23 protein-coding genes and 2 tRNA genes are annotated in these 25,898 nt (G+C 48.7%); 14 read left to right on the top strand and 11 right to left on the bottom strand.

The genetic code is table 11. From position 1 onward, the window contains the following. Positions 1 to 327: 327 nt before the first annotated feature. Positions 328 to 1,452, bottom strand: coding sequence for a hypothetical protein (locus tag D568_RS0110500; protein WP_020209560.1), 1,125 nt, complete (start codon positions 1,450 to 1,452; stop codon positions 328 to 330). 530 nt (positions 1,453 to 1,982) lie between these two features. Here D568_RS0110500 and purE point away from each other — a divergent pair. Both purE and D568_RS0110490 read left to right on the top strand, forming a co-directional pair. After that, positions 1,983 to 2,465: a 5-(carboxyamino)imidazole ribonucleotide mutase gene (purE, locus tag D568_RS0110495; protein WP_020209559.1), complete on the top strand. Its 483-nt coding sequence runs from the start codon at positions 1,983 to 1,985 to the stop codon at positions 2,463 to 2,465. After that, positions 2,465 to 3,586 (top strand): 5-(carboxyamino)imidazole ribonucleotide synthase, encoded by a 1,122-nt coding sequence (locus tag D568_RS0110490; protein WP_020209558.1) that lies wholly within the window; start codon positions 2,465 to 2,467, stop codon positions 3,584 to 3,586. Before purE ends, D568_RS0110490 begins: the two co-directional genes overlap by 1 nt. Positions 3,587 to 3,854: 268 nt before the next feature. Here D568_RS0110490 and D568_RS21130 read toward each other — a convergent pair whose 3' ends face one another. The 5 genes from D568_RS21130 to D568_RS0110465 are packed head-to-tail and all read right to left on the bottom strand — an operon-like array spanning position 3,855 to position 8,332. Beyond that, positions 3,855 to 4,814: an alpha/beta hydrolase gene (locus tag D568_RS21130; protein ID WP_020209557.1), complete on the bottom strand. Its 960-nt coding sequence runs from the start codon at positions 4,812 to 4,814 to the stop codon at positions 3,855 to 3,857. A 24-nt stretch (positions 4,815 to 4,838) separates the two neighbouring features. After that, on the bottom strand, positions 4,839 to 6,359 hold the full coding sequence (locus D568_RS19910) for a sulfite reductase subunit alpha (RefSeq protein ID WP_020209556.1): 1,521 nt from the start codon (positions 6,357 to 6,359) through the stop codon (positions 4,839 to 4,841). Positions 6,360 to 6,363: 4 nt separating this feature from the next. Further along, entirely contained in the window at positions 6,364 to 7,185 is an 822-nt protein-coding gene (locus D568_RS0110475) for a DUF4198 domain-containing protein (RefSeq protein WP_020209555.1), read from the bottom strand. Between the two features lie 19 nt (positions 7,186 to 7,204). Further along, a complete protein-coding gene (locus tag D568_RS0110470; protein WP_020209554.1) occupies positions 7,205 to 7,714 on the bottom strand; it encodes a DUF2271 domain-containing protein in 510 nt (169 codons plus the stop codon). A 24-nt stretch (positions 7,715 to 7,738) separates the two neighbouring features. Beyond that, the gene (locus D568_RS0110465) at positions 7,739 to 8,332 is read right to left on the bottom strand and encodes a PepSY-associated TM helix domain-containing protein (RefSeq protein WP_020209553.1); all 594 of its coding nucleotides are present in this window, start codon (positions 8,330 to 8,332) and stop codon (positions 7,739 to 7,741) included. Positions 8,333 to 8,595: 263 nt separating this feature from the next. Between D568_RS0110465 and D568_RS0110460 the strand changes: the two genes are divergently transcribed. The 7 genes from D568_RS0110460 to pabB all read left to right on the top strand — a co-directional run bounded on the left by D568_RS0110460 (position 8,596) and on the right by pabB (position 17,540). Further along, positions 8,596 to 9,966, top strand: a complete 1,371-nt coding sequence (locus D568_RS0110460; protein ID WP_020209552.1) for a class II fumarate hydratase — start codon at positions 8,596 to 8,598, stop codon at positions 9,964 to 9,966. A 9-nt stretch (positions 9,967 to 9,975) separates the two neighbouring features. Beyond that, on the top strand, positions 9,976 to 10,425 hold the full coding sequence (locus tag D568_RS0110455; protein ID WP_020209551.1) for a hypothetical protein: 450 nt from the start codon (positions 9,976 to 9,978) through the stop codon (positions 10,423 to 10,425). 207 nt (positions 10,426 to 10,632) lie between these two features. Then, entirely contained in the window at positions 10,633 to 11,220 is a 588-nt protein-coding gene (locus tag D568_RS0110450; RefSeq protein WP_020209550.1) for a YceI family protein, read from the top strand. A 258-nt stretch (positions 11,221 to 11,478) separates the two neighbouring features. Beyond that, positions 11,479 to 12,027, top strand: a complete 549-nt coding sequence (locus D568_RS0110445) for a flavodoxin (protein ID WP_020209549.1) — start codon at positions 11,479 to 11,481, stop codon at positions 12,025 to 12,027. Positions 12,028 to 12,181: 154 nt separating this feature from the next. After that, positions 12,182 to 12,478 carry a hypothetical protein gene (locus D568_RS0110440; protein WP_157497817.1) on the top strand — a complete coding sequence of 99 codons (297 nt, stop codon included), beginning with the start codon at positions 12,182 to 12,184 and terminating at the stop codon, positions 12,476 to 12,478. Positions 12,479 to 12,925: 447 nt separating this feature from the next. Then, positions 12,926 to 16,027: a phosphorylase b kinase regulatory subunit alpha/beta gene (locus tag D568_RS0110430; protein ID WP_020209547.1), complete on the top strand. Its 3,102-nt coding sequence runs from the start codon at positions 12,926 to 12,928 to the stop codon at positions 16,025 to 16,027. Between the two features lie 76 nt (positions 16,028 to 16,103). After that, complete coding sequence (gene pabB / locus D568_RS19905) at positions 16,104 to 17,540, top strand: aminodeoxychorismate synthase component I (protein ID WP_020209546.1); 1,437 nt, start codon at positions 16,104 to 16,106, stop codon at positions 17,538 to 17,540. Here the strand turns inward: pabB and D568_RS0110420 are convergent. The 3 genes from D568_RS0110420 to D568_RS0110410 form a co-directional block, all read right to left on the bottom strand. Beyond that, positions 17,508 to 18,413 carry an aspartyl/asparaginyl beta-hydroxylase domain-containing protein gene (locus tag D568_RS0110420; protein ID WP_020209545.1) on the bottom strand — a complete coding sequence of 302 codons (906 nt, stop codon included), beginning with the start codon at positions 18,411 to 18,413 and terminating at the stop codon, positions 17,508 to 17,510. The two genes, pabB and D568_RS0110420, sit on opposite strands and share 33 nt — an antisense overlap. 304 nt (positions 18,414 to 18,717) lie before the next feature. Next, a tRNA-Asp gene (locus tag D568_RS0110415) sits at positions 18,718 to 18,794 on the bottom strand. A gap of 12 nt (positions 18,795 to 18,806) precedes the next feature. Further along, positions 18,807 to 18,882 (bottom strand) — tRNA-Val (locus tag D568_RS0110410). Between the two features lie 222 nt (positions 18,883 to 19,104). On the opposite strand from D568_RS0110410, the gene D568_RS19900 reads away from it, so the two are divergent. From D568_RS19900 to trmA, 3 genes are read left to right on the top strand one after another with little or no spacing between them, the layout of a single operon-like run. Further along, complete coding sequence (locus tag D568_RS19900; protein ID WP_020209544.1) at positions 19,105 to 20,574, top strand: two-component system sensor histidine kinase NtrB; 1,470 nt, start codon at positions 19,105 to 19,107, stop codon at positions 20,572 to 20,574. A gap of 19 nt (positions 20,575 to 20,593) precedes the next feature. Next, positions 20,594 to 21,346 (top strand): hypothetical protein, encoded by a 753-nt coding sequence (locus D568_RS0110400; RefSeq protein WP_020209543.1) that lies wholly within the window; start codon positions 20,594 to 20,596, stop codon positions 21,344 to 21,346. Positions 21,347 to 21,354: 8 nt separating this feature from the next. Continuing rightward, positions 21,355 to 22,440, top strand: a complete 1,086-nt coding sequence (trmA, locus tag D568_RS0110395) for a tRNA (uridine(54)-C5)-methyltransferase TrmA (RefSeq protein WP_020209542.1) — start codon at positions 21,355 to 21,357, stop codon at positions 22,438 to 22,440. Between the two features lie 3 nt (positions 22,441 to 22,443). On the opposite strand, the gene D568_RS0110390 is transcribed toward trmA, so the two are convergent. Then, positions 22,444 to 22,908: a DUF2489 domain-containing protein gene (locus D568_RS0110390; RefSeq protein WP_020209541.1), complete on the bottom strand. Its 465-nt coding sequence runs from the start codon at positions 22,906 to 22,908 to the stop codon at positions 22,444 to 22,446. After that, a complete protein-coding gene (locus tag D568_RS0110385; RefSeq protein ID WP_020209540.1) occupies positions 22,901 to 24,406 on the bottom strand; it encodes a DNA recombination protein RmuC in 1,506 nt (501 codons plus the stop codon). Before D568_RS0110385 ends, D568_RS0110390 begins: the two co-directional genes overlap by 8 nt. Positions 24,407 to 24,541: 135 nt before the next feature. Between D568_RS0110385 and D568_RS0110380 the strand changes: the two genes are divergently transcribed. After that, positions 24,542 to 24,964, top strand: a complete 423-nt coding sequence (locus tag D568_RS0110380) for a tetratricopeptide repeat protein (RefSeq protein WP_020209539.1) — start codon at positions 24,542 to 24,544, stop codon at positions 24,962 to 24,964. Next, the gene (gene murI, locus D568_RS19895; RefSeq protein WP_020209538.1) at positions 24,957 to 25,850 is read left to right on the top strand and encodes a glutamate racemase; all 894 of its coding nucleotides are present in this window, start codon (positions 24,957 to 24,959) and stop codon (positions 25,848 to 25,850) included. Before D568_RS0110380 ends, murI begins: the two co-directional genes overlap by 8 nt. Positions 25,851 to 25,898: the final 48 nt, after the last annotated feature.

Below are 25,898 nucleotides of genomic sequence, written 5' to 3'. Positions count from 1 at the left end.
CGGTTATACCGAAAAATAGACCATAAACTCTTGCAAGGTGGCTACCACAGGCCGCACAACCCTCTACTTTTACAGCTGTTTAAAATGGGGGGGGGGGGCACCGAGCCTGTCCTGATTAAGGCATTGCACACCTGAAGGTAGGGGAAAAGCAATCCGTAATCATGTTAATTAGACGGATTTTTTGGCTGTCAGAAGTGTACTGTTATTCTGTGATAACGACCTCAATGCTAATATTTCTTACTCAAAAGTCCCTATTCTATTTGCTTCAGAAAATAGCACACAACCTCTTAAAAAAGGGGGTGTGTGCTGTCGTCTTTGACGGCAGAGTTAAGCCTTGCTAAAAGTTCCTATTGCAGCTACAACACCGCCTCTGGCGTCATTTACAGTAGAGGTCATGCGTAACCCGCTGGATGTTTGGTCAAAACGAGTCTGGCGCTTATCATACATCTCTCGAAAAAGACGACTAAGGTCGGCAGGTTGATTATCAAGAACTTGCATGTAGGTACCGTTGTCGTTGACATATGGAACGGCAAATTGATGCGCAATCATCAATGGGGACGTAGTAGAGCTGAAAACCATAACACCTTCAGAACCTCGCAATCCGAAATTTCGGTCCGCAAAGTAAAGCCCTCCCCAGATTACGTCATCAGGGTCTGGGCTGCCGGGTGAAAACGAATTTCGACTTCTAATCTGAACCTTGGGTGAATCTAGGTCTCCTGTTGCATAATCAGACATGAAGTTTTTCATTTCTCCATGCTCCATATGTAGGTTGCCAGATTTGCTGGCCCAGTTTTTTACTTCGAGCATATCATCAGTGTCGTTGTAAATTACACCAAGGATTTTTTTAGGGTTCTGTAAAAATAAATACAAAAGAACAGCCGCCAGAACAATGATAATTACCGTGATAGCTGTTTTCATTCCAAGTGATGTAATTCCTGTACGAGTGGCTTGAAGTAGAGTTTCTCCACCTCGCCAAGCATTCCAGGTTAACTTTCCCCAAGCCGTTCCCACCGTGAATAATGAACTCGATACGGTTTCTACCGCCAGTTGTCCTGGGGTGGTAGATTTCGACATTGCTTCGAGCCGTTTACTAAGAGTAAAGACATAATCGTAAACTTTCTGTCCTTCGTAACCGCGAATAATATCGAAATTTTTTCTGGTAACGCTGACATTTGGCTCTAGCTCTATATCATCTTCCGCTAAAATCTTATTGGTTAAATTATCGTAGTCCTTAGAATCTAGGGGCACTCCAGCCTCTGACTTAAAAAGATCAACATGTGAGAGCGCAGCTTCCAGCATAACCGCTCGCAATCTTTTCAGTCGTTCCGTTTCACTCATGGCCTCATTTGACAGAATGGCAGCTAAGTCAACGTTCCAGTGTTGATCTAAGCGAGATACGATGTCTAAGCAAACATCTTTTGGATTGGCGTTTTTATGATCCATCAGTTGCATTTGTATTCCCTCGTTGGATATCCATTAAAATTCATTGAGCGAGGATAACGCATAGGTTATGCATATCCCTCGAAGCCAGTTTCAACCTGTATCCGGTGGTTACCAATTACAACGAATTACAAAAATGAACGCGGAAGCGGAGACGATATTATTTATTGGGAAGTAAAACCTGAACTTGATGGGACTTTTGGAGAGTAGAACCGGCTGTGCGTTGTCGAGCTCAAGTGAATCGCCGAAGCCTTGCGCAACCCAACCTAAGAAAATTGTCGGCGATTTCTGGAGTACATAAAGCACCATTGACGCTAGCATACGGCTAAATGCAATATGCGCATAATGTATATTATGTTAAATAAAGTTATTGGGCACAATCCTTTTTTGAGCCTGCCTATATTGTTATGACAGTGTTCTACCCGTTTACCGAGTCTAGATGGTATGAGCTTTCGGCGAAAAATTAGGATTATCTGTACGTATTCCGGTAAAATGCGCGGTTTTTCTTATTGTTACAGTTTCTCGCCATTTCGAGGTTATATATGCAAGATCCCGTTGTCAGCATCATTATGGGCTCCCGTTCCGACTGGCCGACTATGCGTTTGGCCGCCGAAGTATTGGATGAGCTGGGCGTTGCTTACGAAACCCGTGTGGTTTCTGCGCACCGCACACCACAGCGCCTGTGTGAATTCGCCGAGCAAGCGCCCGACCGCGGAATCCAGGTGATTATTGCTGGTGCTGGCGGTGCAGCCCATCTGCCCGGTATGACGGCTGCAATGACGCATATTCCTGTTGTGGCTGTGCCTGTGTCTAGTCGCCAGTTAAAAGGTTTAGACAGCCTGCTCTCTATTGTGCAAATGCCCAAGGGTGTTGCGGTTGCCACTCAGGCTATTGGTGAGGCTGGCGCCGCTAATGCCGGTGTTATGGCAGCGCAAATTCTAGCTTTGGGAGATGCCGAGCTGAGCAAGCGTTTTATTGCGTGGCGCGAGCGCCAAACGGACTCTGTTCCGGTGGAGGTAGAATAATGCACGTTGCCATTCTTGGCTGTGGCCAGCTGGCAAGGATGATGGCCCTGGCGGGTATCCCCATGGGCATGAGCTTCAGCTTTTTATCGGAGAACAATGAGGATACGGCCCCGGTAACCGGGCTGGGCAACATAATAGCGGTGGAAGATTACTCAACCGCCGATGCTTTATTCAAGGCCGCAGGTGAGCCGGATGTGGTCACGGTAGAGCGTGAGCAGTGTTCCTTAGAGCCGTTAACAAAATTGGCCGAACATTGCAGTGTGCACCCTAACCCGACTGCAATTTACCATTGTCAAAACCGCCGCCGTGAAAAGCAACTGCTGATTGATTGCGAGGTATCGCACACACCGTTTGTAAGTGTGGGCGCGGCAGAAGATCTGCAAACAGCGGTAACTGAGCTAGGCTTCCCCATGGTGTTAAAACACACCGAGCAAGGCTATGACGGCAAAGCCCAGTGGCGTTTATACAACGACGAAGATGTAAAAAAGTTTATAAAAAACGCGCATTTTGAACCTCAGTCGGATGGTGCTGTGCCTTATGTGGCCGAGCCGTTTATGAAGTTCGACCGCGAGGTTTCTTTTATTGCGGCACGCGCCCGAAACGGCGAAGTGCGTTTTTATCCGGCCACTGAAAATGTGCACGACAATGGCATCTTGTTGCACTCGGTATCCCCTGCCCCGAACCTATCTCAAGCGCTTACGGAATTGGGGCAGTCCAGCATTCAACGAATTTTGGAAAAGCTTGATTACGTGGGTGTGCTGGCCATGGAATGTTTTGTGACCAAAGATGAGCTATGGGTAAACGAACTGGCGCCACGTGTTCACAACAGCGGCCACTGGACTATGCACTGCGGCGTTGCCAGTCAGTTTCAGAATCACATGCGAGCCATCGCCGGTTGGCCTTTGGGTGCAACGCAATTAAAGGGCGCTGCGGGCATGCTGAATCTGTTGGGTGTAGAGCTTAATCAAATGTCGCAGTTAAAAGATAATGCGGCACTGGACTGGTACAACAAATCGGTTCGACCTGGTCGTAAGTTGGGCCACTTGGTGATTACCGATGATACCTCCGAGGCCGTTCAAGCTCGCGTGTTGTCGTTGAAAGATCAGGTTTACGACACTTAAATTTTATTGCGCGAACCACACTGCCTGCAGAGACGAGTTGCTTTGTCAGCAGGCGGTGGACGAGCGCTTAAAAATCAGCGGTATTACACCCGGCTGTCTCTTAATGGTACCGCCCCATACAGGCTATTGCCTTCTGCCCTGCCCGATTGAATGGTCAAGCTAAGGCAATACAGCTTAATTCGTATCTTAAGGCACTTCACCGTCAAAGCGTTATGGTGCTGCTAATTATACAGAGTGAAAGCCCTTATTTGTGTCGCAGTTAGTGGCGCTACTCGTTATTCCCTTTGACCACCAATGTAAATGAGTGTGGAAAAGTCGCCCCGTGGCTCAAGCCGTCAAACACCAAGTTCTTGCCTGTCACGCCGACGGTTCTTAAGTGTTGTAAAAACTCCGTATAGGCACTGGCAGGTACACTCTCGCGCACGCGAATCATGTTGTTTACTGCCGCATTGTTACTGCGCTTTTTGTGTTTGCTGGACTCTTCTCGTTCGGCACTGCCATAGTGGACATCCAACTGTACGTTAGGTGTTACCCCTGTAGTCAGTTGAGTATTAAGCTGGCTTAAAAATTCACCACTGTTCCACCAAAGCGCAGGGCTTGCAGCCACTACTCGGTTAAATGCATCGGTGCCGAAAAATGCACTCCACAAGGCAAATAAGCCACCATACGAGTGCCCCCATAACGTTCGCTGCTGAGAGTTAAGCGGTGCGATTTTTTCAATCTTGGGAATGAATGTGTTCACCAGCAAACGGTAGTATTCGGGCGCATGCCCCCCCGCTCGCCCCATAGGGTCCGCAACCGGTTGTTGTTCCGCGTTCGGTGGGGTGTAATCGTAAGTCCGCTCTATGGAAGCAAAGCGTTTATTCACATCGTGACCTAGCGCAACAATGGCGGGACCGCCAGCTTCGGCCAAGACTTTTAACAATGGCTCAGACAAAATCCCAGCCACGGCAATACCATCCAGAGCGTACACAGATGCAAAACCGCCCTCGGGCACATCACCTTTAGGCCAAGCCACACTTACCTTGTACGCAGCCTGACCTTCTGGGCCCGGGAACGTAAACTCTTTGGTGTGGTAATACTCTGAACCTGTAATAAACACACTGTCTTTTTCGATGGTCTGGCTCGGCTGCACCAACGCCTTAGGAGCGCTTAGTGCACCAAGCCCCGCCCAAAAGCAGCATAAACCTGTGCGAAGAAGTTGTCTGCGCTTCTTTTGAAGATTCATAACAACCTCTTAGCCATACTGGCCCTAATAGACATCGCGCCGGTAACGACCTTGAGCTTGCAACTGCTGCAAGCGCTCTTCACCAACCAGAGCTTGCAATGCATCGTGAACGCCCTGGCCCATACCCTTGCGGCTTCCGCAGACATAAATACACGCATTGCGTTCTAGCCACTGCAGCAGTAAATCGCTGCGCTGACGCAAACGATCCTGCACGTATTCCGATTGCTCACCATTGCGCGAGAACACCAAATCCAGCTGCTGAATAACGCCGTACGTCTGCAGCTCGGTTACTTCCTTAGCGAATGGACGGTCTGCCTTAGCGTTGCGCTCGCCATAAAGCAACCAGCAAGGTTCACCTCCGGTGTTTGAGCGGTGCTGCAAATGAGCGCGCAACCCGGCGATACCTGAACCATTGCCGATTAAAATCAATGGCTGTTCTGCAGGTGGGGTATGAAACTCCTGATTGTCGCGGATGGCAATATCCAACTCTGCACCCTCTTCCAGCTGTTCGGTTAACCAACCGGACGCCAAACCCAGCTCGCCTTGCTCATTAATGTTTTGCCGCACGACTAATTCTAGGCTGCCTTTTTTAAAGGCGTTGGCGATGGTGTATTGACGGGGCGCAACTTCAGGCAGACTCTGCAACCATTGCTGCACCGTTGACTGTTCTGGTTTTTCGGGCAGCGGCCACTGACGTGATGCCAGCCAGTTCAATACTGGCAGTGACTGACCGTTAACGGTGACACGTTTTTTTACAGTAATACCCATTGCCGTCAGCTGCGCGTGGCAAGCGGAAAGATTCTGTCGAGGAAAAACCTCAGCAATGTCTCCCGCACTGTAGTGCAAAGCGTTTGTACTGCTAAGTTCTAACCAGTACAACCCCGCGCCCGGACTGTTTTTATTTAGGTGTTTACGCGACTGTAAACTAACCGTGTAGCGCTTAGCGATAACGTTTTTTTCGGCCTTGTCAGCATAAAATTCTCCGCCCAGGTCTTGCACTAATTTCTGCACCTGCAGCAAAGCTGTATGTTCTTGTTCAGGGGCGCTGGCATCTAGTGTGATGCATTCCATTAATGGCTTGGCTAAACGTTTTTCCAGCTCGCTGTGAATTCTATAACCAAACGAACAGAAATCCGTGTAATAAGAATCGCCTAACGCAATCACCGCAAACTGAAAGGGCTTTATATCAAACTCTTTGCCGCTTTTGGGTTGCAAGGCCTTTTCGAATAATGCTCCGTTATCCGGCGCCTCGCCCTCGCCGTAAGTGCTGGCAAAAACCAACAGCGTTTTTATTTGCGATAAATGCTGTGGTGTTAATTGGTTAAGACTGAGAAGGCTGGCCTTACCAGAAAAGCCGTTAGCACACTGCTCGGCCAAGGCGTGAGCCCGCCCACTTTGACTGGCGTAGGCCACTACAAGATCACCCATGGTTTTGCTATCAGGCGCGCCATTGCGCTTGTGATGGCGGTGAAACGAAAACCAGGTGAATAATAAAAACAAAAGCGCCAGCATTACTGCCAGCGCTATGCGTTCTAACTCAGCCATTCGCTTACTGGGGAAGAACTTCTAAAGTAGCAATGTATTTGCCGCTACGCGTTGTGGCCGGCGCTTTGGCTTTGTCGTCCTCGTACTCAGCTTCTAACCAATAGCGGCCCGCGTGAGGCCATTCAACGCTTACTTTGCCGTTGGAGTCTGTGGTCAGCTCAATGGCCTCTTGCGAGTCACGGTAACGCATGCCGTCAGGAATAATCACCAGCTCAACGCCTTCTACGGCATCACCATCCATGAAAAATTGCAGCTCTACCGCTTCGCCGGTAAATAAATCGTTAGGGTGAATTGAGGCTTTCATCTCGAGGCCTTGATTGTTCAAGGCCAGCACGGTATCGGTGGGCTTGCCGGCGGTAATAAAGGCTTCAAGCTTGGTGGATGAGTGGCTCACCTTTAAGTTTTTGGCTTGCTTAGGTACTTTCTTTTCAAAGTCACCTGGCTCGGGCTTCTCGCCACGGCCGGGCCAGAATTTGCGTTGACCGTCTTCGGTTTCCCAGCTGGCACGCAAACCACTGGAATCCATTAACACCTTATAGGTGCCCTCTTCCGTCAAGTTTAAATCAAAGGTCGTGCGGTGTTTGCCTTCGCTCACATTCAGCATTTCGCCGTTTGATCTGCCAGGCTTAACAACGGTCAAAAAATGAGCCTTAAGAGGAAAATGGTTGAAGTAGAAAATATCGTTCGAGACCGCAGCATCCACTGTCACCCAAGGGTCGTCACCAGACAAAACGGTTGCGGCAGGCAAAACCCAAAAACGGTGCGCTTCGGCCGCCATGGGTAAGGCTAATGCCATGAGAATAGCCAGTGATTTTTTAAATTTCATAACCAACTCCTGTGGTTTATTAAGGGTTAAAAGTAACAGTTAATTTGCCCAGTTCTGTTTCGCCTTGCGCACTTAACGTCTGCGCTTTTTTTACCGGCCAATCAAAATCAACATTCAAAAGCTCGCGGCCGCCCACCTCGCGAGAGGCCTCTATATAGAGCTCGTATTGTCCTGGCTCTAGCTCCTCGGTCAGGTGGCTGAGGTCGACTTGGTAGATGCCGGGCTTACGAGTCGGGCCGGTGACGCCATCGATGGGCATTTCCAGCGAACGACCGCTTCGACGCCACCACAAGCGCATGTCTTTCAGCCATTTTTCGCCTTCACCGTCGTCGTCAATCTGATACCAAACAGCGCCGTTGGTGACGGCTTTACTGTCTTTGTTCTGCAGCCAAATCGCCACATAAGGGCGGTGGTATTCGGCAACATCCATTTCTGGAATTTCGATATCAACTGTCAATTCAGTGGCCATTAACGGGGCACAAGCGCCAGTTAATAAAGCCAAAGGGAAAAAACGTTTACTTAGGTTCATAAGGGTACAGCGTCCTTTTGCCATTCAGTGAACAAATAAAATAATAATAATCAGTGGAGCCAATACGCCAAAGGCAACGGCAGGCCATGTGCCGGGGCGTGTTTTCTGTAGTCGAATCAAGAGCCACAGGCCCGTGACCGAGAACACCACGCAAGCCACCGCAAAAACATCAATAAACCAGCTCCAGGCTACGCCAGTATTGCGCCCTTTATGAAGGTCATTGAGATACGCGATAACACCTCGGCTGGTTTCCTCATAGACAACATCGCCCGTTTCCAGATCAACACTCATCCAGGCGTCTCCACCTGGACGAGGCAAAGGGACGTAGATCTCGTCCTCATACCACTCAGCTTCAACGGCGTTGGAGATATAGACGCCTATAGTACGGCGAATTTCTAACCTGAGTTCACGAGGCAAAGGGCCGCTATCGGTTTCTGGCTGCACCAGGTGGTTAAGTATTTCGGCGTCGAGGGTGCCTTCAAGATTGGTAGACGTCTTTTGCGCGGGAATTTGATGGGCATGATTGAGCGTGATACCTGTTACGGCAAACAACAGCATTCCCACCAGGCAAATGGCCGAGCTGACCCAATGCCACTGGCGCAGGCTTCCAAAACTCAATTCAACCCCCAAGCTTAATTTGATTCTTGATTGCGTTATTTGAGATTAACAGGAATCTCGATAATGATTCTCATTTTATTGGCTGGGCTGAATCTTCGCAATATTTTTACACTGTAAAGCAGGTTGGGTCTCAATCCCCAAAAATAGTATTGATAACCGTTATCATTTGTGTGAGCATGCAGTCATGTGCTTGACAACAGAGCACAATGTAGCAACCTCGGTATACGGATCGAAATAATTTCAATGTCATCAGAGGTAACACCATGAGCCATACTCGCATCGAGACCGACAGCATGGGTGATTTGGAGGTTCCCCTCGACGCTCTGTACGGGGCTCAGACGCAGCGCGCAGTCAATAACTTTCCCGTTAGCGGTCAGGGACTTCCAGAGGCCTTTATTCGCGGCCTACTCTTTATTAAAAGCTCAGCGGCGAAAGCCAATGCCGAGCTGGGCACCCTCGACAATGATATCGCTAATGCAATTGTAGATGCGGCTGACAAACTGCAAACAGACCCTTCCCTACTACACCACTTTCCGGTTGATGTGTTTCAAACTGGCTCGGGAACCAGCAGTAATATGAATGCCAACGAAGTGCTGGCCACCTTGGCGAGCAAAAGCTGTGGTAAAAGCGTTAGCCCGAATGACCATGTCAATTGCAGTCAAAGCAGTAATGATGTCATTCCGACCGCCATTCACCTCAGTGCGGCAATGTTGCTTGTCTCTGACCTTTTGCCCGCCCTAAAGCATCTGGCAGACAGTTGTCGCCGTAAAGCGCAGCAGGTGGAGCAGCACGTCAAGACTGGCCGTACCCACCTGATGGATGCCATGCCTGTGCGCATGAGCCAGCCAATTAATGCCTGGGCAGGGCAAATAGAGCAGCACATTAGCAATTTGACGGCTCTACAACCTCAGCTGCAAAGCCTTGCCCAAGGAGGTACAGCAGTCGGTACCGGGGTAAACGCACCACCGCTATTTGCCTCGAGTTTCTGCTCTCACTTAAGCCGTGTTACGGGGCTTAACTTTACCCCTGCAGAGAATTTTTTTGCTCATATAAGCAGTCAGGATACGGCGGTGGCTTTATCGGGCCAGCTTAAAGGCGTAGCCGTCAGTGTGATTAAGATTGCCAATGATTTGCGCTGGATGAACTCAGGGCCCTTGGCAGGGTTAGGTGAAATAGAGCTGCAAGCGTTACAGCCCGGCTCTTCTATTATGCCGGGTAAAGTCAATCCTGTAATTCCAGAGGCAGCTGTAATGGTGGGTTACCAGGTGATTGGTAATGACGCAGCCATTAGCCTTGGCGGTCAGTCCGGCAATTTTGAGCTCAATGTTGCACTGCCACTCATCGCTCACAACCTTATCAATAGCCTCACCATGTTGAGCAACATAAGTGCCCTGTTGGCCGATAAGGCCATCACTGGCTTCAAGGTAAACGAGCAACGACTACAAGAGTCTGTGACTCGCAATCCTATCTTGGTGACCGCGCTTAACCCGATCGTCGGTTATTTAAAGGCGGCTGAAATCGCAAAAGCGGCTTACGCAAGTGGCCGCCCTATTGTTGATGTGGCAGCTGAAATGACAGATTTGAGTAAAGAGAAGTTGTCTCAATTATTGGATCCAAAAAAATTAACCGATTAGGTCTTCGCCATGGATAAATCAACAACAACACACTCGTCTTCACAAGCCTACTGGCAGCAGCCCTTAGAGGCGGGTGTACTCGGCTGCCGGTTACAAACAAAAGCACGTAAGCATTTACAAGCGCAACAGTGGGGGCTGGCGGTGAAAGACTATGCCACGGCGCTGGAGGTTGCCGACACCATGTTAATGGACCCAGCCACGCAAAAGTTTGCCATTGAGCGTTATTTACGTGCGGCTCTTGAATTGATTTACGCTATGCGTAAGTACAAACCGGAAACGGATGTAAGCCAGCTTATCGACACCATCAAGCAGCGATTGCAGCCATTGTTAGCGCCGATGCCTGCCGAGGCCGTTATAGCACCCTTGATTGACGTTGCCTTTTCACCTATCCGCGATGTGGACGATTGGGTCTGCCTGTTGCTCAGTTACGAAAACTCAGGCCAGAGTATGCCCCATTAACATTTAACTGATCCCTATGGCAGCTTTTATAGCGACACAAGGCGTCGGGGTGAACAACCGCAACCGTTTTAAAAGCCACCTGCCGGGCCAGTGTAGGGTTGACTGTTTATTCAATAACCGGTGCACTAACGGCGGCTTGATAAGGGTTATCATTAGAACTAGGATAGCCCGATCCCTAACCGCGCAATATTCAAAGAGGCCTTAACTATGCGTGCCGCGAAAGCTCTTTCAACCCTTGTCTTATTATCTGTCGCCAGCCTTCCAGCATTGGCACACTGGTCTTTGGTGTCTGAACAATCTGACTTACACTTTGTCAGCGTAAAAAATGATGTAATTGCCGAAACCAGCCAATTTACCCGCTTTTCGGCCAACGTAGACGACAAAGGCAAGGTCGATATAACGGTAGACTTGAGCAGTGTCGACACCTTAATTGAACTCCGTGATCAGCGCCTTCGTGACATTTTTTTTTCAACCGAGCAATTTCCTACAGCCCTCCTGAGTGCACAACTCGGGGCGGATTTTTTGGATGAGCTGACCATCGATGAGCCAAAAGCGTTAGACCTTGAGCTGAATATAACCCTGCACGGTGAAAGTCAGACGGTGCCAGCACGATTATCCGTTACCAAGCTAAATAGCCACTCCCTTTTGGTGTCCACCCGATCGCCCATTTTAATTAACGCCTCAGATTTCGCTCTGCTGGAAGGTATCCAGCAGTTACAGTCCATTGCGGGCCTCAAGAGTATTGAGCCTGTTGTGCCGGTAACCGGCGTTTGGACATTTAAAGTGGAGCACTGAAAAACCGCGTAAAAAGCCAGCCTACCGTGGGTTTAAATCCTTCTCGGGCTGGCTTCCATCTCAGTTGAACTTGCTCTCGCCCCCAAAAATTCAACGTTTTAGATTGATAACCAGCCTTAAAAAGGCATGACCCTCCACTTTACTCAAACAGAGTTGATAATTGTTTTCATTTGCACTATTCTGCGCAACCTATACCGAGGTGCTGAGCAGACAGTATTACCTCTTTAAAATTGGTTTACAGAAAGAACGGAGTTCAGCATGGCTGATATTACCGAAGCCAACGTTGGTTTAATTTTTGGTACCGACACGGGAAACACCGAAGAGGTGGGTGAAAAAATAACCACCGCCCTCGCTGCGCATGGCGTTATCGTAGAGATGATTAATGTTACTGACACCTCCGCGGAAGAAATCGAAGGTTTTGACTTTATTATCATGGGTATTCCCACTTGGGATTTTGGTGGTATACAGGAAGATTGGGAAGAATTTGAAGAGCAAATTTTAGCCACAAAATTATCGGGAAAAACCGTGGCGCTTTACGGTTTAGGTGATCAACGTGGTTATGGCTTTTATTTTTTAGACGCCGTAGGTTGGTTACATGAGCGCGTCCTTAAAGCAGGCGCCTCGGTAATTGGGTACTGGCCCACCAAGGGCTATGATTTTGATGAATCTCTTGCTTTGAATGAGGCGCGTACGCATTTCGTTGGGCTAGGTATCGATGAGGACCAGCAGTTTGAGTTGACCGACGAGCGAGTGGACGCTTGGGTTAATCAAGTTGTTGCGGAATACGCCAGTGCCAACGCCGCATAACCCCAAAAACGCCTTTCTTTGCGCCAGACACAAGGCTCTGGCGTGTAACAACTCAACTCGCTGCCGAGCGCTGGTTAAACGCTTACACCTCGAGGGTCGCCAGGCAGTATGTTCCTCCCAGTGGAGTAAGGCAATTCCGATTTTGGGAACGGCTTTGGAGAGCACCGAAACCCTGCTTCAGCAAAATACGGTTTCTCCGGCGGATATTGAACAGTATTTGAAGCTCTCTCTTGAATTAATTTACGTGTGCCGAAAGGCTCAGCATTCGATTCATATTGATGAATTAATCGAAGTGGTGAAGCGGCAACTAGAACCCCATTATTCATTAAGCCGCGCCCAAAAACAGCTGGCCCCGTTACTTGACGTTGCCTTTAAACCGATTGCTCAGGTGGATTACTGGATGCAGCTCATGCTGGCACTAGAAGAAAAACGTCTACACACCTTGCAGTAAGTGAAGCGCAGGTATCGTCAAGTTTAAAAATGGCAACCGGTTAGCTGAACGCTTACCCAGAGCATTACGCCGTCCTGATTGGGGACAGCTTCACGCCCTAAAATATTGGCAGCTGCGAGTCTATTGGTATGCCCCCATTTTCTCCTTCCACCACTTCAGTGCCACGTTCAGGGCCCTACCCTAAGCTCAGCCATGCACTGAAAATACGCGCTCAATGCTCACCTCGCACCAACGTTAGGCAGCATTAACGCCTGTGTTTAATGGGTGTAAGAATTTAGTGTTTGTTTGTTGGAAATTTGTCATACAGAAACAACAATCCTTTTCTATACTGAAGCTCGGCACGGCTAATGCTTAAGAAAAGCGTTGGTTTATGCAGCATTCAACCGAGCTTATCTTAGCGGTACTCAAAGTAGAAGCCGACGCCTCTGCGGTGTATAGGGAAGGTTTATGAAACGGCAAAACGATACTCTGGAGCGTATTTACCAAGAGGTAAAACAAGTCGTTCTTGAAAGACAGCATCCAGTAACCGGCTTGCTGCCTGCAAGCACAGCCATTACCAGCCATGGCAATTATACCGATGCCTGGGTGCGGGATAACGTCTATTCGATTATCTGCGTGTGGTCACTGGGCATTGCCATGGGGCGTGCGGGCCAGCAAGAGCGCCAAGACCTCTTAAATCAGGCTTGTATAAAACTGATGCGCGGCTTGCTTCAATCTATGATGCGTCAAGCCGATAAAGTCGAAAAGTTCAAACACACGTTAGCGCCCCTTGACGCCCTGCACGCCAAATATGATACCGCGAGCGGGTTGCCCGTCGTTGCCGATGATGCCTGGGGTCATTTGCAAATCGACGCTACGTCTATCTTTTTGTTGTTACTCGCCCAGATGTCTGCTTCAGGCCTACGTATTGTGTGTACTGGTAGTGAGGTGGATTTTGTACAAAACCTGGTTTACTACATCTCCAGCGCTTACCGTACTCCTGATTTTGGTATTTGGGAGCGAGGTAATAAAATCAACAATGGTCTAACCGAAATTAATGCCAGCTCAGTAGGGATGGCCAAAGCAGCCATGCAAGCTTTAGACGGACTAAATCTGTTTGGCCCCAATGCGAGCCGTCGTGCGGTGATACACGTAATACCGGATGCGGTTTCCCTGGCCCGCAATACTCTGGGTGCTCTATTGCCCCGAGAGTCATTATCGAAAGAAGTGGACAGCGCTTTACTCTCTGTCATCGGGTTTCCTGCTTTTGCCGTAGGCCGTCAGGAGTTGCTCACCAAAACCCGCGATACCATATTGTCAAAGCTCGGTGGTAATTTTGGCTGCAAACGATTTTTGTGGGATGGACACCAAACGGCGATAGAAGAAAGCTCCAGGCTTTATTACGAACACTCTGAGCTGGCGACCTTTGAGCACATTGAATCTGAGTGGCCGCTCTTTTATTGTTTTTTGTACCTCAATGCGCTGTTTGATGAACTGGACACTACGGCCAATCATTATCGGCGCAAAATTGAAGCTTTGATGGTACGTAAAGGGGGTGTCGGACTTATACCAGAGCTGTATTATTTGCCCCAAGAGTCCATTGCAGCGGAAAAGAAAAAGCCACGCTCACAAGCACGCGTACCTAATGAAAATATTCCGTTGGTCTGGGCACAAAGCCTCTTTTATACCGGTCTGTTACTGGATGAGGGTTATGTAACCACGACTGACCTTGATCCGTTGCATATTCGCAGGCGTTCGACACGGTTTTCTCAAGCCCAGATTGCACTGGTGGTACTGGCCGAAAATGAAGACGTTAAAAATACCCTGTCGCATAACGGCGTAATCACCGAGTCACTAGAGGATATAAAACCTATAAATGTTATTTCTGCACCCCATTTGATGGAGGCCTTTACTCAAGTGGGGGCCAACCCCTCCCTTGGGTTGAGTGGGCGCCCGAGACGCCGGCTGCAAAGTCTGGCAACCTCTCATACTTACCGAATTAACGGCAAGGCTTGTTTATGTTTATCCTGGCTGCAGAGTGAAGCATTTGATTATCGTCTGTATGATTCCGAGTTTCTCAGCGAATTATTAATCACTGAAATCTCTCATATTCGCAAGCATTGGACCGATGCAGAAGTGGCGGTGTTCACCCTGAAGGTTAATGCCAGTATCTGCAATATTCCAAATGCGGAGAAGTTCTTCCGCACATTGCGCGATTTACAGCTGCGCAATACCCATGAGCATGTCGGAAACGCATCGGCTAGTTTAGCTGTACGCGCGTCTCGGGTTACCAAACTCACCCTGCCTGACTTTTCTCTTGTACCCCTGAAAAGCACCCATAGTCAGGTGCTCACACACCCGGGTATCGACACGGGTACGCTGCACGCTCAGTTCACAAAGTTGCACGACTATGCCATTAGTAACGCGAATGCTTCTGAGCTGCGTCAGGGTTTTACTGGCATTCTTGATGCCTGCAAATTATCGGAGGATGCTGGTGGGGGGCACACGGTTGCGGAGGTGCTTGAGGATATTTACCAGTATGCACGGCACAACAACCGCTGGGCGCTGTGTCGATTATGTTTTGCGTATTTAGGTCACGGTCATCAGGATCTTGCCGACAGCTTAACGCTGCTGGCGGCTCGGCACCTTAAAATAGCCATTGGAGAAACGGCAGAGTCTGAGTTAATGATTCAATCGGGCCTAAGTAATCAAGAAATTCTGGATGGCCTGGACGGTGTTTTTAATGACCCCTTAGAGCGTTCGCTTGCTCAAGAGGTGATTATTGCAGTCGGCGCCCTACTTCGTACACAACCCTATTTGTTTGAAGGTGTCCGCTCAATTCAATTGCATAATTTTATGATGCTCTGCTCCCACTTTGACCAATCTAACACTGAATCCCCTATAGAGTGGCTGGCCAGTCAGCCCCCCGTTTATTTGTATAAACGCCTCAGAAAAGTGTTTGATTCACAGCGCAAGGTGTTCTCGCAAGGCATTGCCAGTAGCTTTGTTCACAACGTCGAGCAGCCGCAGTCATTGAGTGGCAGTGATGCTATTAATGCTCACGCTGTGGATGCAGATTGGTTCGAGTGGCGACTGGCGAGGGGGTTTATCACGCGCTTTGACGACAACTTTTTAAGCGCTATTTGGCAAAGTTTAGCCTGTGCCAAAACGCTTATTATCGGTGATAGCAATAGCGACGGTAAAATCGACTGCGAGCTTGTAAGAAGTTCTATGACTCCGGGAGAAGAAAGTTTTGCGCAGTTGATTGATCAGCTCACCCAACCATTGCACCCCAGCTATTACAAAAGTGCTGTGGTTGAATCTTTGCAGGCTTTTACTGTTTTCTGCCAACGCCATCCTAATGCTTATTTTGAGCAGCCACTGGCTTTTAACCGACTTCTGGAAGAGGCCGCTCAGAATTGGGCGGATGAAAATAAACAAAGTCCAACCGCTGGGCGATACCTTGATCTATTGCTGCAGCAGTCACCTGCGGTGTTACAAAATGCCGTTCTCACGATTCTGGCTCATTATGCTACTGAAATCAGCGACGAGCATATTACTGAATTGTAGTGACTTAAGGAGCTAACCTTACCGTGCTTGTTATAGGTATACTGCGCAGCCATTTGAGTAAACACGCGTAGGATTAATGAGTTTACGACAGCCTCAAGTCACGTCTATTCCTTACCAGGCTGACTCGTCCAGCTATTTTAACGGTCTTCGTTATCAGCCAATGCCCGTTTGGCTGGACAGTTGCCACCCCTACTCCCAGCAAGGTCGTTACGACATTATTGCCGCTGCCCCAACGGTAGAGATGATCACCCGAGGAAACCAAACCCTCATTAGGGAACAGCAGGGTGAGAATCACTGGGAAGAACACAGCAGTGAGCTGGACCCATTTTTCATCCTGCAACAATTTATGCCTGAACAATGTGCTGCAGCTGAGTTCGAGGGTGAACCCTTGCCTTTTTGTGGTGGGGTTTTGGGGTACTTTAGTTATGACCTGGCCCGCAGGCTTGAGCAAATTCCCACGATTGCCACCTCAGATCTTGAAATGGCGGATATGCACGTAGGGGTTTATTCATGGGCTTTGGTGGTCGATCATCACCGTCGGAAAGCGTTTCTTGTGAGTCTTCCAGGTGTTGACCATAAGCCAATCATGCCGCTTTTAGCGCCATCGGAGAAGTTAAAGTCAATTCTGGAAAACAGCACTTTCCCCTTTAGAATCAACAAGTTTAAAGCATGTTCTGATAAACTGGATTATATTGAAAATTTCGATGTAATCCAAAAGCATATTCGCGTGGGAAACGCTTACCAAATCAATTTCGCCCAGCGGTTCAGTGCTGATTATCAGGGTGACCCTTACCTGGGCTATTTAAGTTTGCGTCAAGCCTCCCCGGCCCCTTTCGCGGGGTTTATTGGATTGGGTAGAAATGCCATTCTTAGTTTATCTCCGGAGCGTTTTATTGCCTGCGACAAAGGGATTGCCACCACATCCCCCATCAAAGGCACGGCTCCACGAGGGGATGACCCCGCCGAAGACAAGCTCAACGCCCAGAACCTGCTGGCAAGCGAAAAGGATCAGGCCGAAAACCTGATGATTGTTGATTTACTTCGTAATGACCTGAGTCGTTGCTGCACGGAAGTAAAAGTACCCAAGCTTTTTGAGTTGCAGACTTTCGCCAATGTTCATCACCTAGTCAGTACCATCACCGGGAAGCTGAAGCCCGGCGAGTCCCCTATCAGTTTACTCAGAGCTGCGTTTCCCGGTGGGTCCATCACTGGCGCCCCCAAAGTGCGAGCTATGGAGATTATTGAATCTATAGAAACTCATAGGCGCGGCCCCTATTGCGGCAGCTTAGGCTACATAAGCGCCTGTGGCACAATGGATAGCAACATCGCCATCCGCACCCTGTGTTGTGATCAGGAAAGACTGTTGTGCTGGGGAGGCGGTGGGGTGGTTGCGGACTCCACCTGCGAAGCGGAATATCAGGAAAGCATCACCAAGGTAAGGCTGTTAATGCATACCTTGGAGAAAAATTTTGCGGCCCCGTTAGACGAGCTTGCTGGCGATGAACAGCAGTAAGCCGCCAATAATGATCCACTTTGCCGCGTAATAAAACCGGCGGTTTTTCGTTTTAACCGACTTGAGGAATTTTTGGTAGCCCAGCAACCCCTGCCCTAGCTTATTGCCAATGCCTGAGTGTGACGAGTCGACATTATCAATCATAAAGAGACGATTAAAAAACCGTCCAAAGTACCAATAACCCTTTTGCACAAAACCGAGTTTCAATGGGCGATCAATATCCGTCATTAAAATAACACGCGGGGTGTCCGTGTCATTGTAGGCACTGTGCAGGTAGGTTTCGTCAAATATGATGCTGTCGCCATCACGCCAGGGGTAATGAAAATCATCGATTTGCAACCCACATTTTTCACTGTTAGGCGTGCTCAACCCTAGCGAGTAACGCAGCGTGTATGCAAAAGGGTCATGATGCTGATTAAGCTTCTTGCCCGGGTTGAGTACCGCGAACAGTGCCAAATTTAAATAAGGCACCTGTTCAAGCAGCGCCATAGTTTTTGGCGCAAGCTCGTGGGCAGACGGAATTTCGTGATCATAAAGCTTTAAATAAAAGCTGGTCCAGCGGTTATCTTTATAAAAGCTGCTGGCAGGCAAGTCGTCTTTTGCGGTGATCTTCCCCCCCTGGTAAAGGGCTAACGCCTCATCGCGAATAACCTCCCAGTTATCCTCGATGATTTGAAGCTCAGGAAAGTGCTCTTTAGAAACTCTAGGAGTGGTTGGAACCTTACTCAAACCATAAGCCGGCAAGTTAAAGGGCACCATAAAAGTCGAAAAGTCCGTCATTTGACGGCTGAGTGGAAAAGTGACCCGGTTGCGGGTGCGAACGAAGGCTATGCAGCCAATGTATATTGCAATACAGGTAAGGATTGCCCCCATAACCTGATGACCTCTTTTTAATCATGTCGCATCTGGGCGCGTATCATACGCAAAAAATAACGGCCTGACCAAGTCTGCTAATGGGCTGCCGTCAACAACCGGCTCTTCCAGCGTCATTTCACAGCCCTGCTCACTAGCAACATATTGCGCAGGTAGCGACACCTTGAAAATTGCAGGCAGTACCGCGCAAAGGGGCAGACCTGCCGATACACGATAAGGGGCGGGTAAATCTGATTCCGGGAGTTAAAGCAGGCTTAAGCAGATACGAAAAGGCCCTCGCAAAAGCGAGGGCCTTTAGGTAATGTGGCGGACCGGACGGGACTCGAACCCGCGACCTCCGGCGTGACAGGCCGGCATTCTAACCAGCTGAACTACCGGTCCGCATTCCTGATTTGGTGGGTGGTACAGGGATCGAACCTGTGACCCTCGCCTTGTAAGGGCGATGCTCTCCCAGCTGAGCTAACCACCCCCGATCAGGTGGAACGCATTCTACCCAAAAGCTTTCAGCTGTCAAACACTATTTCGAATTTTTTTGGCTAAGTGTTTAACTTGTATACGTTTATTGTAAAACTTGGCCAAGTTGTTCAGTGGCTAAACGGTGCCGATGAGTCGTGTGAGAGGTATTCAGTTCTCTAATGTCGGATATCGATGCTAGACTTTGACGCCTTAGGTTTCTCGACGTGATGATTGAATGCTATTTTCTGTCTTGATTACGACCACTTTAAGCGTATTGGCCCCACCGGTTTATGCGGACTCGGCGTCGGTGTCAGAGCGCGATTGGCTGTGGGTAGCCATTATTATTTTGCTACTGCTGCAATCGCTGCTCATTATTGGAATGCAGCGCAGCCGTCTCAAGTTAAAGCATGCTCGTCAAGCCCTGTTTAAGTCGCAAAAAGAGCTTGAGGCCAAAGTCCATGACCGCACAGAGACTTTGCACAACACCAATGAACAGCTGTATCAAGAGATTGGGCGGCATGAGGCTACCGAACTATTACTAAGAGAAACCCAGGAGTATCTGCACAGCATTATTAACTCTATGCCCTCCGTGATTATTGGCGTCACCCACCGAGGTTTTATAACCCATTGGAACGCAGCGGCCACGGAAAAAACCGGCATTAACTCTGCTGATGCTCTCAGTAAGCATTTAAAGGATGTCTACCCAAGCCTGCCCGTAGATGGCGACATAATCAGTGACACTATCGAGGCTGGCATCCCGTATACCAGCCAAAACATCCAAGAAACCTATGCTGGCGAAATGCACTACAGCGATTTAACCATCTACCCCCTTATTGCAGTACAAGCCATTGGTGCGGTAATTCGTATTGATGATGTCACCATGCGTGTGCGTGTCGAAAACATGATGATTCAAAACGAAAAAATGTTGTCTTTAGGTGAGTTAGCGGCTGGTATGGCTCATGAAATCAACAACCCGTTAAGCACTATTTTGCATGGCGTGCAGAACATCTACAGGCGCATCTCTCCTTCCTTAACAGCGAATATCGAGGCAGCTCAAAATCACAGCATTTCCCTTGATAACCTTCTAGCGTATATGGACGAGCGTAAAATTTCCCAGTTCCTGGAGGATATTCGAGAGGCCGGAGAGCGATCCGCTGATATTGTGACCAATATGTTGGACTTTTCACGCTCCAGCGGTCAGTCCCAGCGACCTTTTGACCTTTCCCACGTGATTCGACATGGGGTGGAGCTGTTGGCAGCCGAGCGGACTCAGTTGCCCGATATTCGTATGGTGCTAGACCATACTGTGCCACAGATCATGGGGAGTGCCGCTGAGATACAGCAAGTGTTGTTGAACCTGGTTCGCAATGCCGCGCAAGCGATTGGTGAAGAGTTTGACCAAACAGACTGGATTAAGATCACCTTGAGTCAAAACGACCTGGATGCCATTTTAGAAGTGGAAGACAGTGGCCCCGGGATGGCCGAAGAAGTAGCAAGACACATATTTGAGCCTTTCTTCACAACCAAAGACATTGGTCAGGGCACGGGGCTGGGACTTTCGGTATCCTACTTTATTGTGACGGAGCACCACGGGGGGAGTATTGAAGTATCATCAAACCCTGGTGAAGGAACACGGTTTACGGTGAGGCTGCCTAAGCAATCCAGCTCAACAGCTTCCCCCTCTCCACCGCCATTACTTCATTAAGTTAATAGGGTTCTCTGTTATGCCACTGGTTAATACTCTGCGCTTGTGCGCCTTTTCTATGACGGTTTGCACCTTCCTCAGTGCCTGCCAAACTCAAGAAATCGCCCCTCCAACTGAGGCAGACTTGCACGATTACGCCGTTGAGGTACAACGTGCTGCTGTATCTGACCTAACCGTTTTACAACGTTGTGGCAGCTTAGGTGGAGATGTCGCAATAAAAGCTGTTGGAGCACGCGATAACTGGACTTTCAGCAACAGCTCCCTGCTCAAAGCCGCCGAAACCCTACTTGCCCAGCAAACGAGTGACATCGTTCACTGGCAGCAACAAGCTTATTCGTTAACAAGCCTGGCTCTGGTTAAAGACGAAAGCCTTCGTCGCGCACAGCGTTTGAACCTCGCACAGCGAGTTCCGAGCGACCAAAAAACAACCTGCGAACGGGAGTTGCAACGAATCGAAACCACTTCTTATGCCGACATCGGTAAAGAACAAAGGTTAAGTCAATTTTTACTGGCCAGTGTTACTGAGCAAATGGATATCTCCGACGTTAGCTTAATCTCTGACCAATTTAGTCGCTGGCCAGAGCCTGGACGTACCTACTTCACCTTGAAGCAGTCGGTCGATACCGAATGCACCGAGAATTCCCGTATAATGGCCTTGGTAAATCACTGGCCAGAAGAGGCCTACGCCTACTTTTGCGGCGACAAACCCATCTCCCTGATCGAATGCCAATGGGGTGAATGCACCAGCCAGGCCGTCGGTCCCGCGAACTGAGACATCGAATGACACAAGCTTTTTCCAACGAGGCTTACGCAGAACAGTTACAAGTAAAGGTCGAGCAAATACAAACTTCATTTAAACAGTTTGAGCTGCCCGATCTTGAGGTGTATGACTCTCCACCTGTTGGCTTTCGCATGCGTGCCGAATTTAAAATTTGGCACGAGGGTACTCGGGCACACTATGCCATGTATCGTCAGGGAGAGTATAAAAAGCCTTATATTGTGGAAGACTTTCCCCAGGGGTATGCAACTATTGGCAAGCTAATGCCTTTACTTTTGCAAGCCATCAATAACAGTGAGCTTCTTAGGCGTAAGCTTTTCCAAGTCGAGTTTCTCACTACGTTAAGTGGCGAAGCTTTAATAACCCTGATCTACCATAAAAAACTGGATGACTCTTGGGTTGCTCAAGCAGAAAGCCTGCAGCAACAGCTGAACATCAAAATTATGGGGCGCAGCCGAAAACAAAAGCTTGTGCTCAGTGAAGATTTCGTCACGGAAACGCTCAGCGTTAACCAACAGTCATTTCACTATCAGCAGATTGAAAGCAGCTTTACCCAACCTAACGCTCGTGTCTGTGAAAAAATGCTGAGCTGGGCGGTGGCAAAAAGTAAAGATTTAGGCGGAGACTTATTGGAGCTTTACTGCGGTAATGGTAATTTTACCCTGCCCTTATCGAAGAACTTCAATCGGGTTGTGGCAACAGAGCTGGCCAAAAGCTCGGTCTACTCTGCCAAGCACAATATGGCATTGAACAACATTGAAAACGTAGCCTTGGCGCGAATGTCCAGCGAAGAGTTCTCCCAAGCGATGGATAAAGTCAGGCCTTTTCGTCGTTTGCGTCATATCGATCTGGATGATTACAACTTCAGTACTATATTTGTTGATCCACCTCGTGCCGGGCTCGACCCTCACACCACGGATATCTGCAAACGCTTTGAGAATATATTGTATATCTCCTGCAACCCAGAAACCCTACAGCGAGACTTAACTGAACTCTGCCGCAGTCACGATATTCAGGCGTTTGCCATATTTGATCAGTTCCCTTTTACCCATCATATTGAGTGTGGTGCTCTCTTAAGGCGTAAATAACTCCTAGAAATTACGCTGCTTGATGCGCTGAGCCGCATCAAGCACAAACTCGCGATAAGTTTTCTCGTGCTGCATACGCTCTTTGTCAAAGGCCTTTTTTTGCTTGGCTGGTAATTGTTTCCATGCTTCTAGAATGGGGATGTGCGCGGTAGCCTCGCGCAATTGATAAAACGCTGAAAACTCTTCGCGTACAGAGTCACTGACACCTAGGCTATCCAACAATACTGACAGTCGTATGCTGGCCTCTGTTAAGGTAAGCTCATCTTTTTCAGCTGCGGCCGCGATAACTTGAATGCTGTTATTGATACGGCTACGTTGCTCAAGTCCTTGCTGCTCAAGTAATTCAATCTGCTTTTTCTGACGACGACGAAGTTGACGCAGCTGGAGCAGATAATAAACGGCCACCCCGCACAATATAAGTATCACCAAAGTGGCCAGCCCAAGTAATACGGCCATTACATTACTCATCAAAACTCTCCTCACCATCGCCCTCACTGACTTCTAGTAGAGCTGGGTCAATGGTTTTTTTGGTCTTTGCGCCTAAACGACGAATGGAGTCCACTCTGCGCAGCAAATTGCCACGACCAGAATGCAGACGTTTATGTGTTTTGTCATACGCTTCACGAGCTTTGTCCAGCTGCAGCCCCAGCTGATCAAGTGCTTCTAATACACCCACAAACTGATCGTGTAAACCGCCAGCGTCTTTAGCAATTCTCTCTGCGTTTCGGTTTTGCTTTTCGTAACGCCAAATATTGTCTACTGTGCGTAATATGGCCAGCAGGGTTGTGGGGCTTGCGAGAATAATCTGACGATCGTATGCGTCTTTATACAGGTTTGGATCGTGCTGTAAGGCGAGCATAAACGCCGCTTCAATGGGTATAAAAATAAACACAAAGTCTAAAGCGCGCAGCCCGGGTAAGTTTTCGTAATCTTTGGCACTTAAGCCTTTAATATGGTTGCGCACCGATTGTATGTGAGCCTGAAGAAATTTTTGTCGGTCAGAGTCATTGTCGCTATTGCAGTAGCGTTCGTAATCCGTCAAAGATACTTTCGCATCGATTACAATATCTTTCCCTTCGGGTAGGCGTACCACCACATCGGGCATGCGGCGTGCGCCGCTCTCGCTGGTAAAGCTAAGCTGCGTTTCATACTCTCGTCCTTTCTGCAGCCCCGACTGCTCTAGCAGTCGCTCTAGCACCACTTCACCCCAGCCTCCCTGGGCTTTGCTGTTGCCTTTGAGCGCCTGGGCGAGATTAACAGCGTCTTCGCCAATTTTATGAGCCTGCTTTTGCAGCTCATGAATCTGTCCTGCTAATCGGTTTCGTTCGGCGTTCTCTTTTTCATAGACATCTTCGACTTTCTTACGAAAATCCGACAGCTGAGCCCTGAAAGGTGATAACGCTCCTTCAAGCAGGCTTTGACTAGAGGTATTAAATTGCGCACTTTTTTGATCGAACAGCTTGCTTGCGGTTAACTCGAACTCCTTTTTCAGCTCTTGTTTGGTTTTTTCCAGTAAGCTTTCTTGAGCGTTGAGTTTCTCTCGTTCTGCTTCTAGCTGTGTCGTCAACTGTGATCGTTGCTCGCTGAGCCGAATCACTTGCTGCTCTAGTGCTTGCTGCTCGGACTTCAGCGTCTCAAAATGCGCTAAACGCTCTTTGAGCCCCGACACCAGTGAACTTTGCTCAGACAACTTGCGGCTTAACTCTTCTCGGGCAAGTTCTAATTGATGGCTGACTGTTTTTTGCTCTAACAGCTCGCTCTCGCTGTATTCAAGTTGCGATTGCAGATGGGCTTGTTTTAACTGACTTTGATGGGTTTGCTCGTTAAGTTGGTCTATTAAGCTGGCTTCGAGCCGCCTAAATTTACTTGAAGATAAAAGGTAAACCAACACAGCGCCCACAAATACCCCTGCGCCAATCGCTGACAGCAATAAAGGTGTTGATATATTGGCTAGCTCTTCAATCATTCAGTTTCCAGTTGTAGGGTGTTTCACTTGGCTGTCACAGTGCCAATATACTAGAATCAAATACTGGCTGTGCCACAGGCCGAGGTTTGTCTGAGGCCGGGGCTAATATCCAACCATCAGAGACATAGCAGCAGTATGGGCAAGCCAGATCTGACGTTACAGGTACGCCGCCTTTGTGCCGACGGTTATCGTTTATATGACAGCAAAGAGTACCGATTGGCGTTACGCTCATTCTACCAAGCTTGGCTTTTGATACCCAAGCCCCAAACCGAGTATACAGAAGCCAATTGGGTGCTAACGGCTATTGGCGACACTTATTTTAAATTACAGCAATTTGAGCAGGGGGCCGAATCCCTAACCTCGGCTCTTTATTGTCCCGACTCAGAAAAGAGTCCTTTTTTGCAGTTACGGCTTGGGCAGTGCCTGCATGAGCTCGGGCGAATCCCTGAAGCAAGAAAGTATTTATTGCATGCTTACCAGGCTTCACCCAGCCTTTTTGATAACGAAGCCCCTTGCTATAGCAACGCCATCGCCGACTTAATTAAGCCGCATGACTAAACCGTATCGTACGCCTCATATCTTAATTTTTGATTCGGGTGTTGGTGGCCTGAGTGTGTACCAGCATATCCGCCTGCATATTCCTCAAGCGCAGCTAAGTTATTTGTCTGACAACGGAGGCTTTCCTTATGGGGACAAAGAAGAACGTTTTTTGATCAGCCGCTGTGCAGGTGTGATTGAGCAATACCTGCAGCAATCTTCAAATAAACCTGATGTCATTGTGATTGCCTGCAATACAGCCAGCACCCTCGCATTGCCGCACCTGCGACAGCGTTTGACGCAGCCGGTTGTTGGTGTTGTACCCGCTATTAAGCCCGCAGCTAATGCATCGAACAATAAGTACATGGGTGTTCTGGCAACCCCCGGAACCATTAACCGAGATTACACGCGCCACCTGATTCAAAGCTTTGCCTCCTCATGCCACGTTGTCACCAGTGGATCGACACAGTTGGTTCATCTTGCAGAGGCTAAACTCCGCGGCGAAACAGTGCCAGAATTATTACTGGCATCTTGTTTAAAAAAATTCGTCTCTGTAAGCCCTGCCAACCCTTACCCTGCGGCGTTAGACTGCCTGGTTTTGGCCTGTACGCACTTTCCTTTACTTAAGGAGGAAATAGCCCGTGTGTTAGGCCCGCAAGTAATGCTGATGGACTCTGGAGACGCGATCGCTCGTCGGGTGGCTTACTGGATACATGAGCTGGGGTTCATATTGAGTAACAACGCTCAGCCACATAAGTCCAATGCTTTTTTTACTCTGCAAGACGATAAGCTTAACGAGTTGAAGCCAGGTCTAGAACAGTTTGGCATTGAAAGCTATAGCGTCTTGACTCTCAGCGCAGAGGTGCCTAAACCTGCACCGTTATTCGCTAATCATCTCATTCCTTAACGGTGTTTAGCGCCCTCACCTGGCCATAATCTTTTACCGGTAAATAAT

The sequence above is a fragment of the Gilvimarinus chinensis DSM 19667 genome, from assembly GCF_000377745.1.
Taxonomy (GTDB): Bacteria; Pseudomonadota; Gammaproteobacteria; order Pseudomonadales; family Cellvibrionaceae; genus Gilvimarinus; species Gilvimarinus chinensis.
Note: the sequence above shows the minus strand (reverse complement) of the source record. Positions and strands in the feature narration are given on the sequence as shown.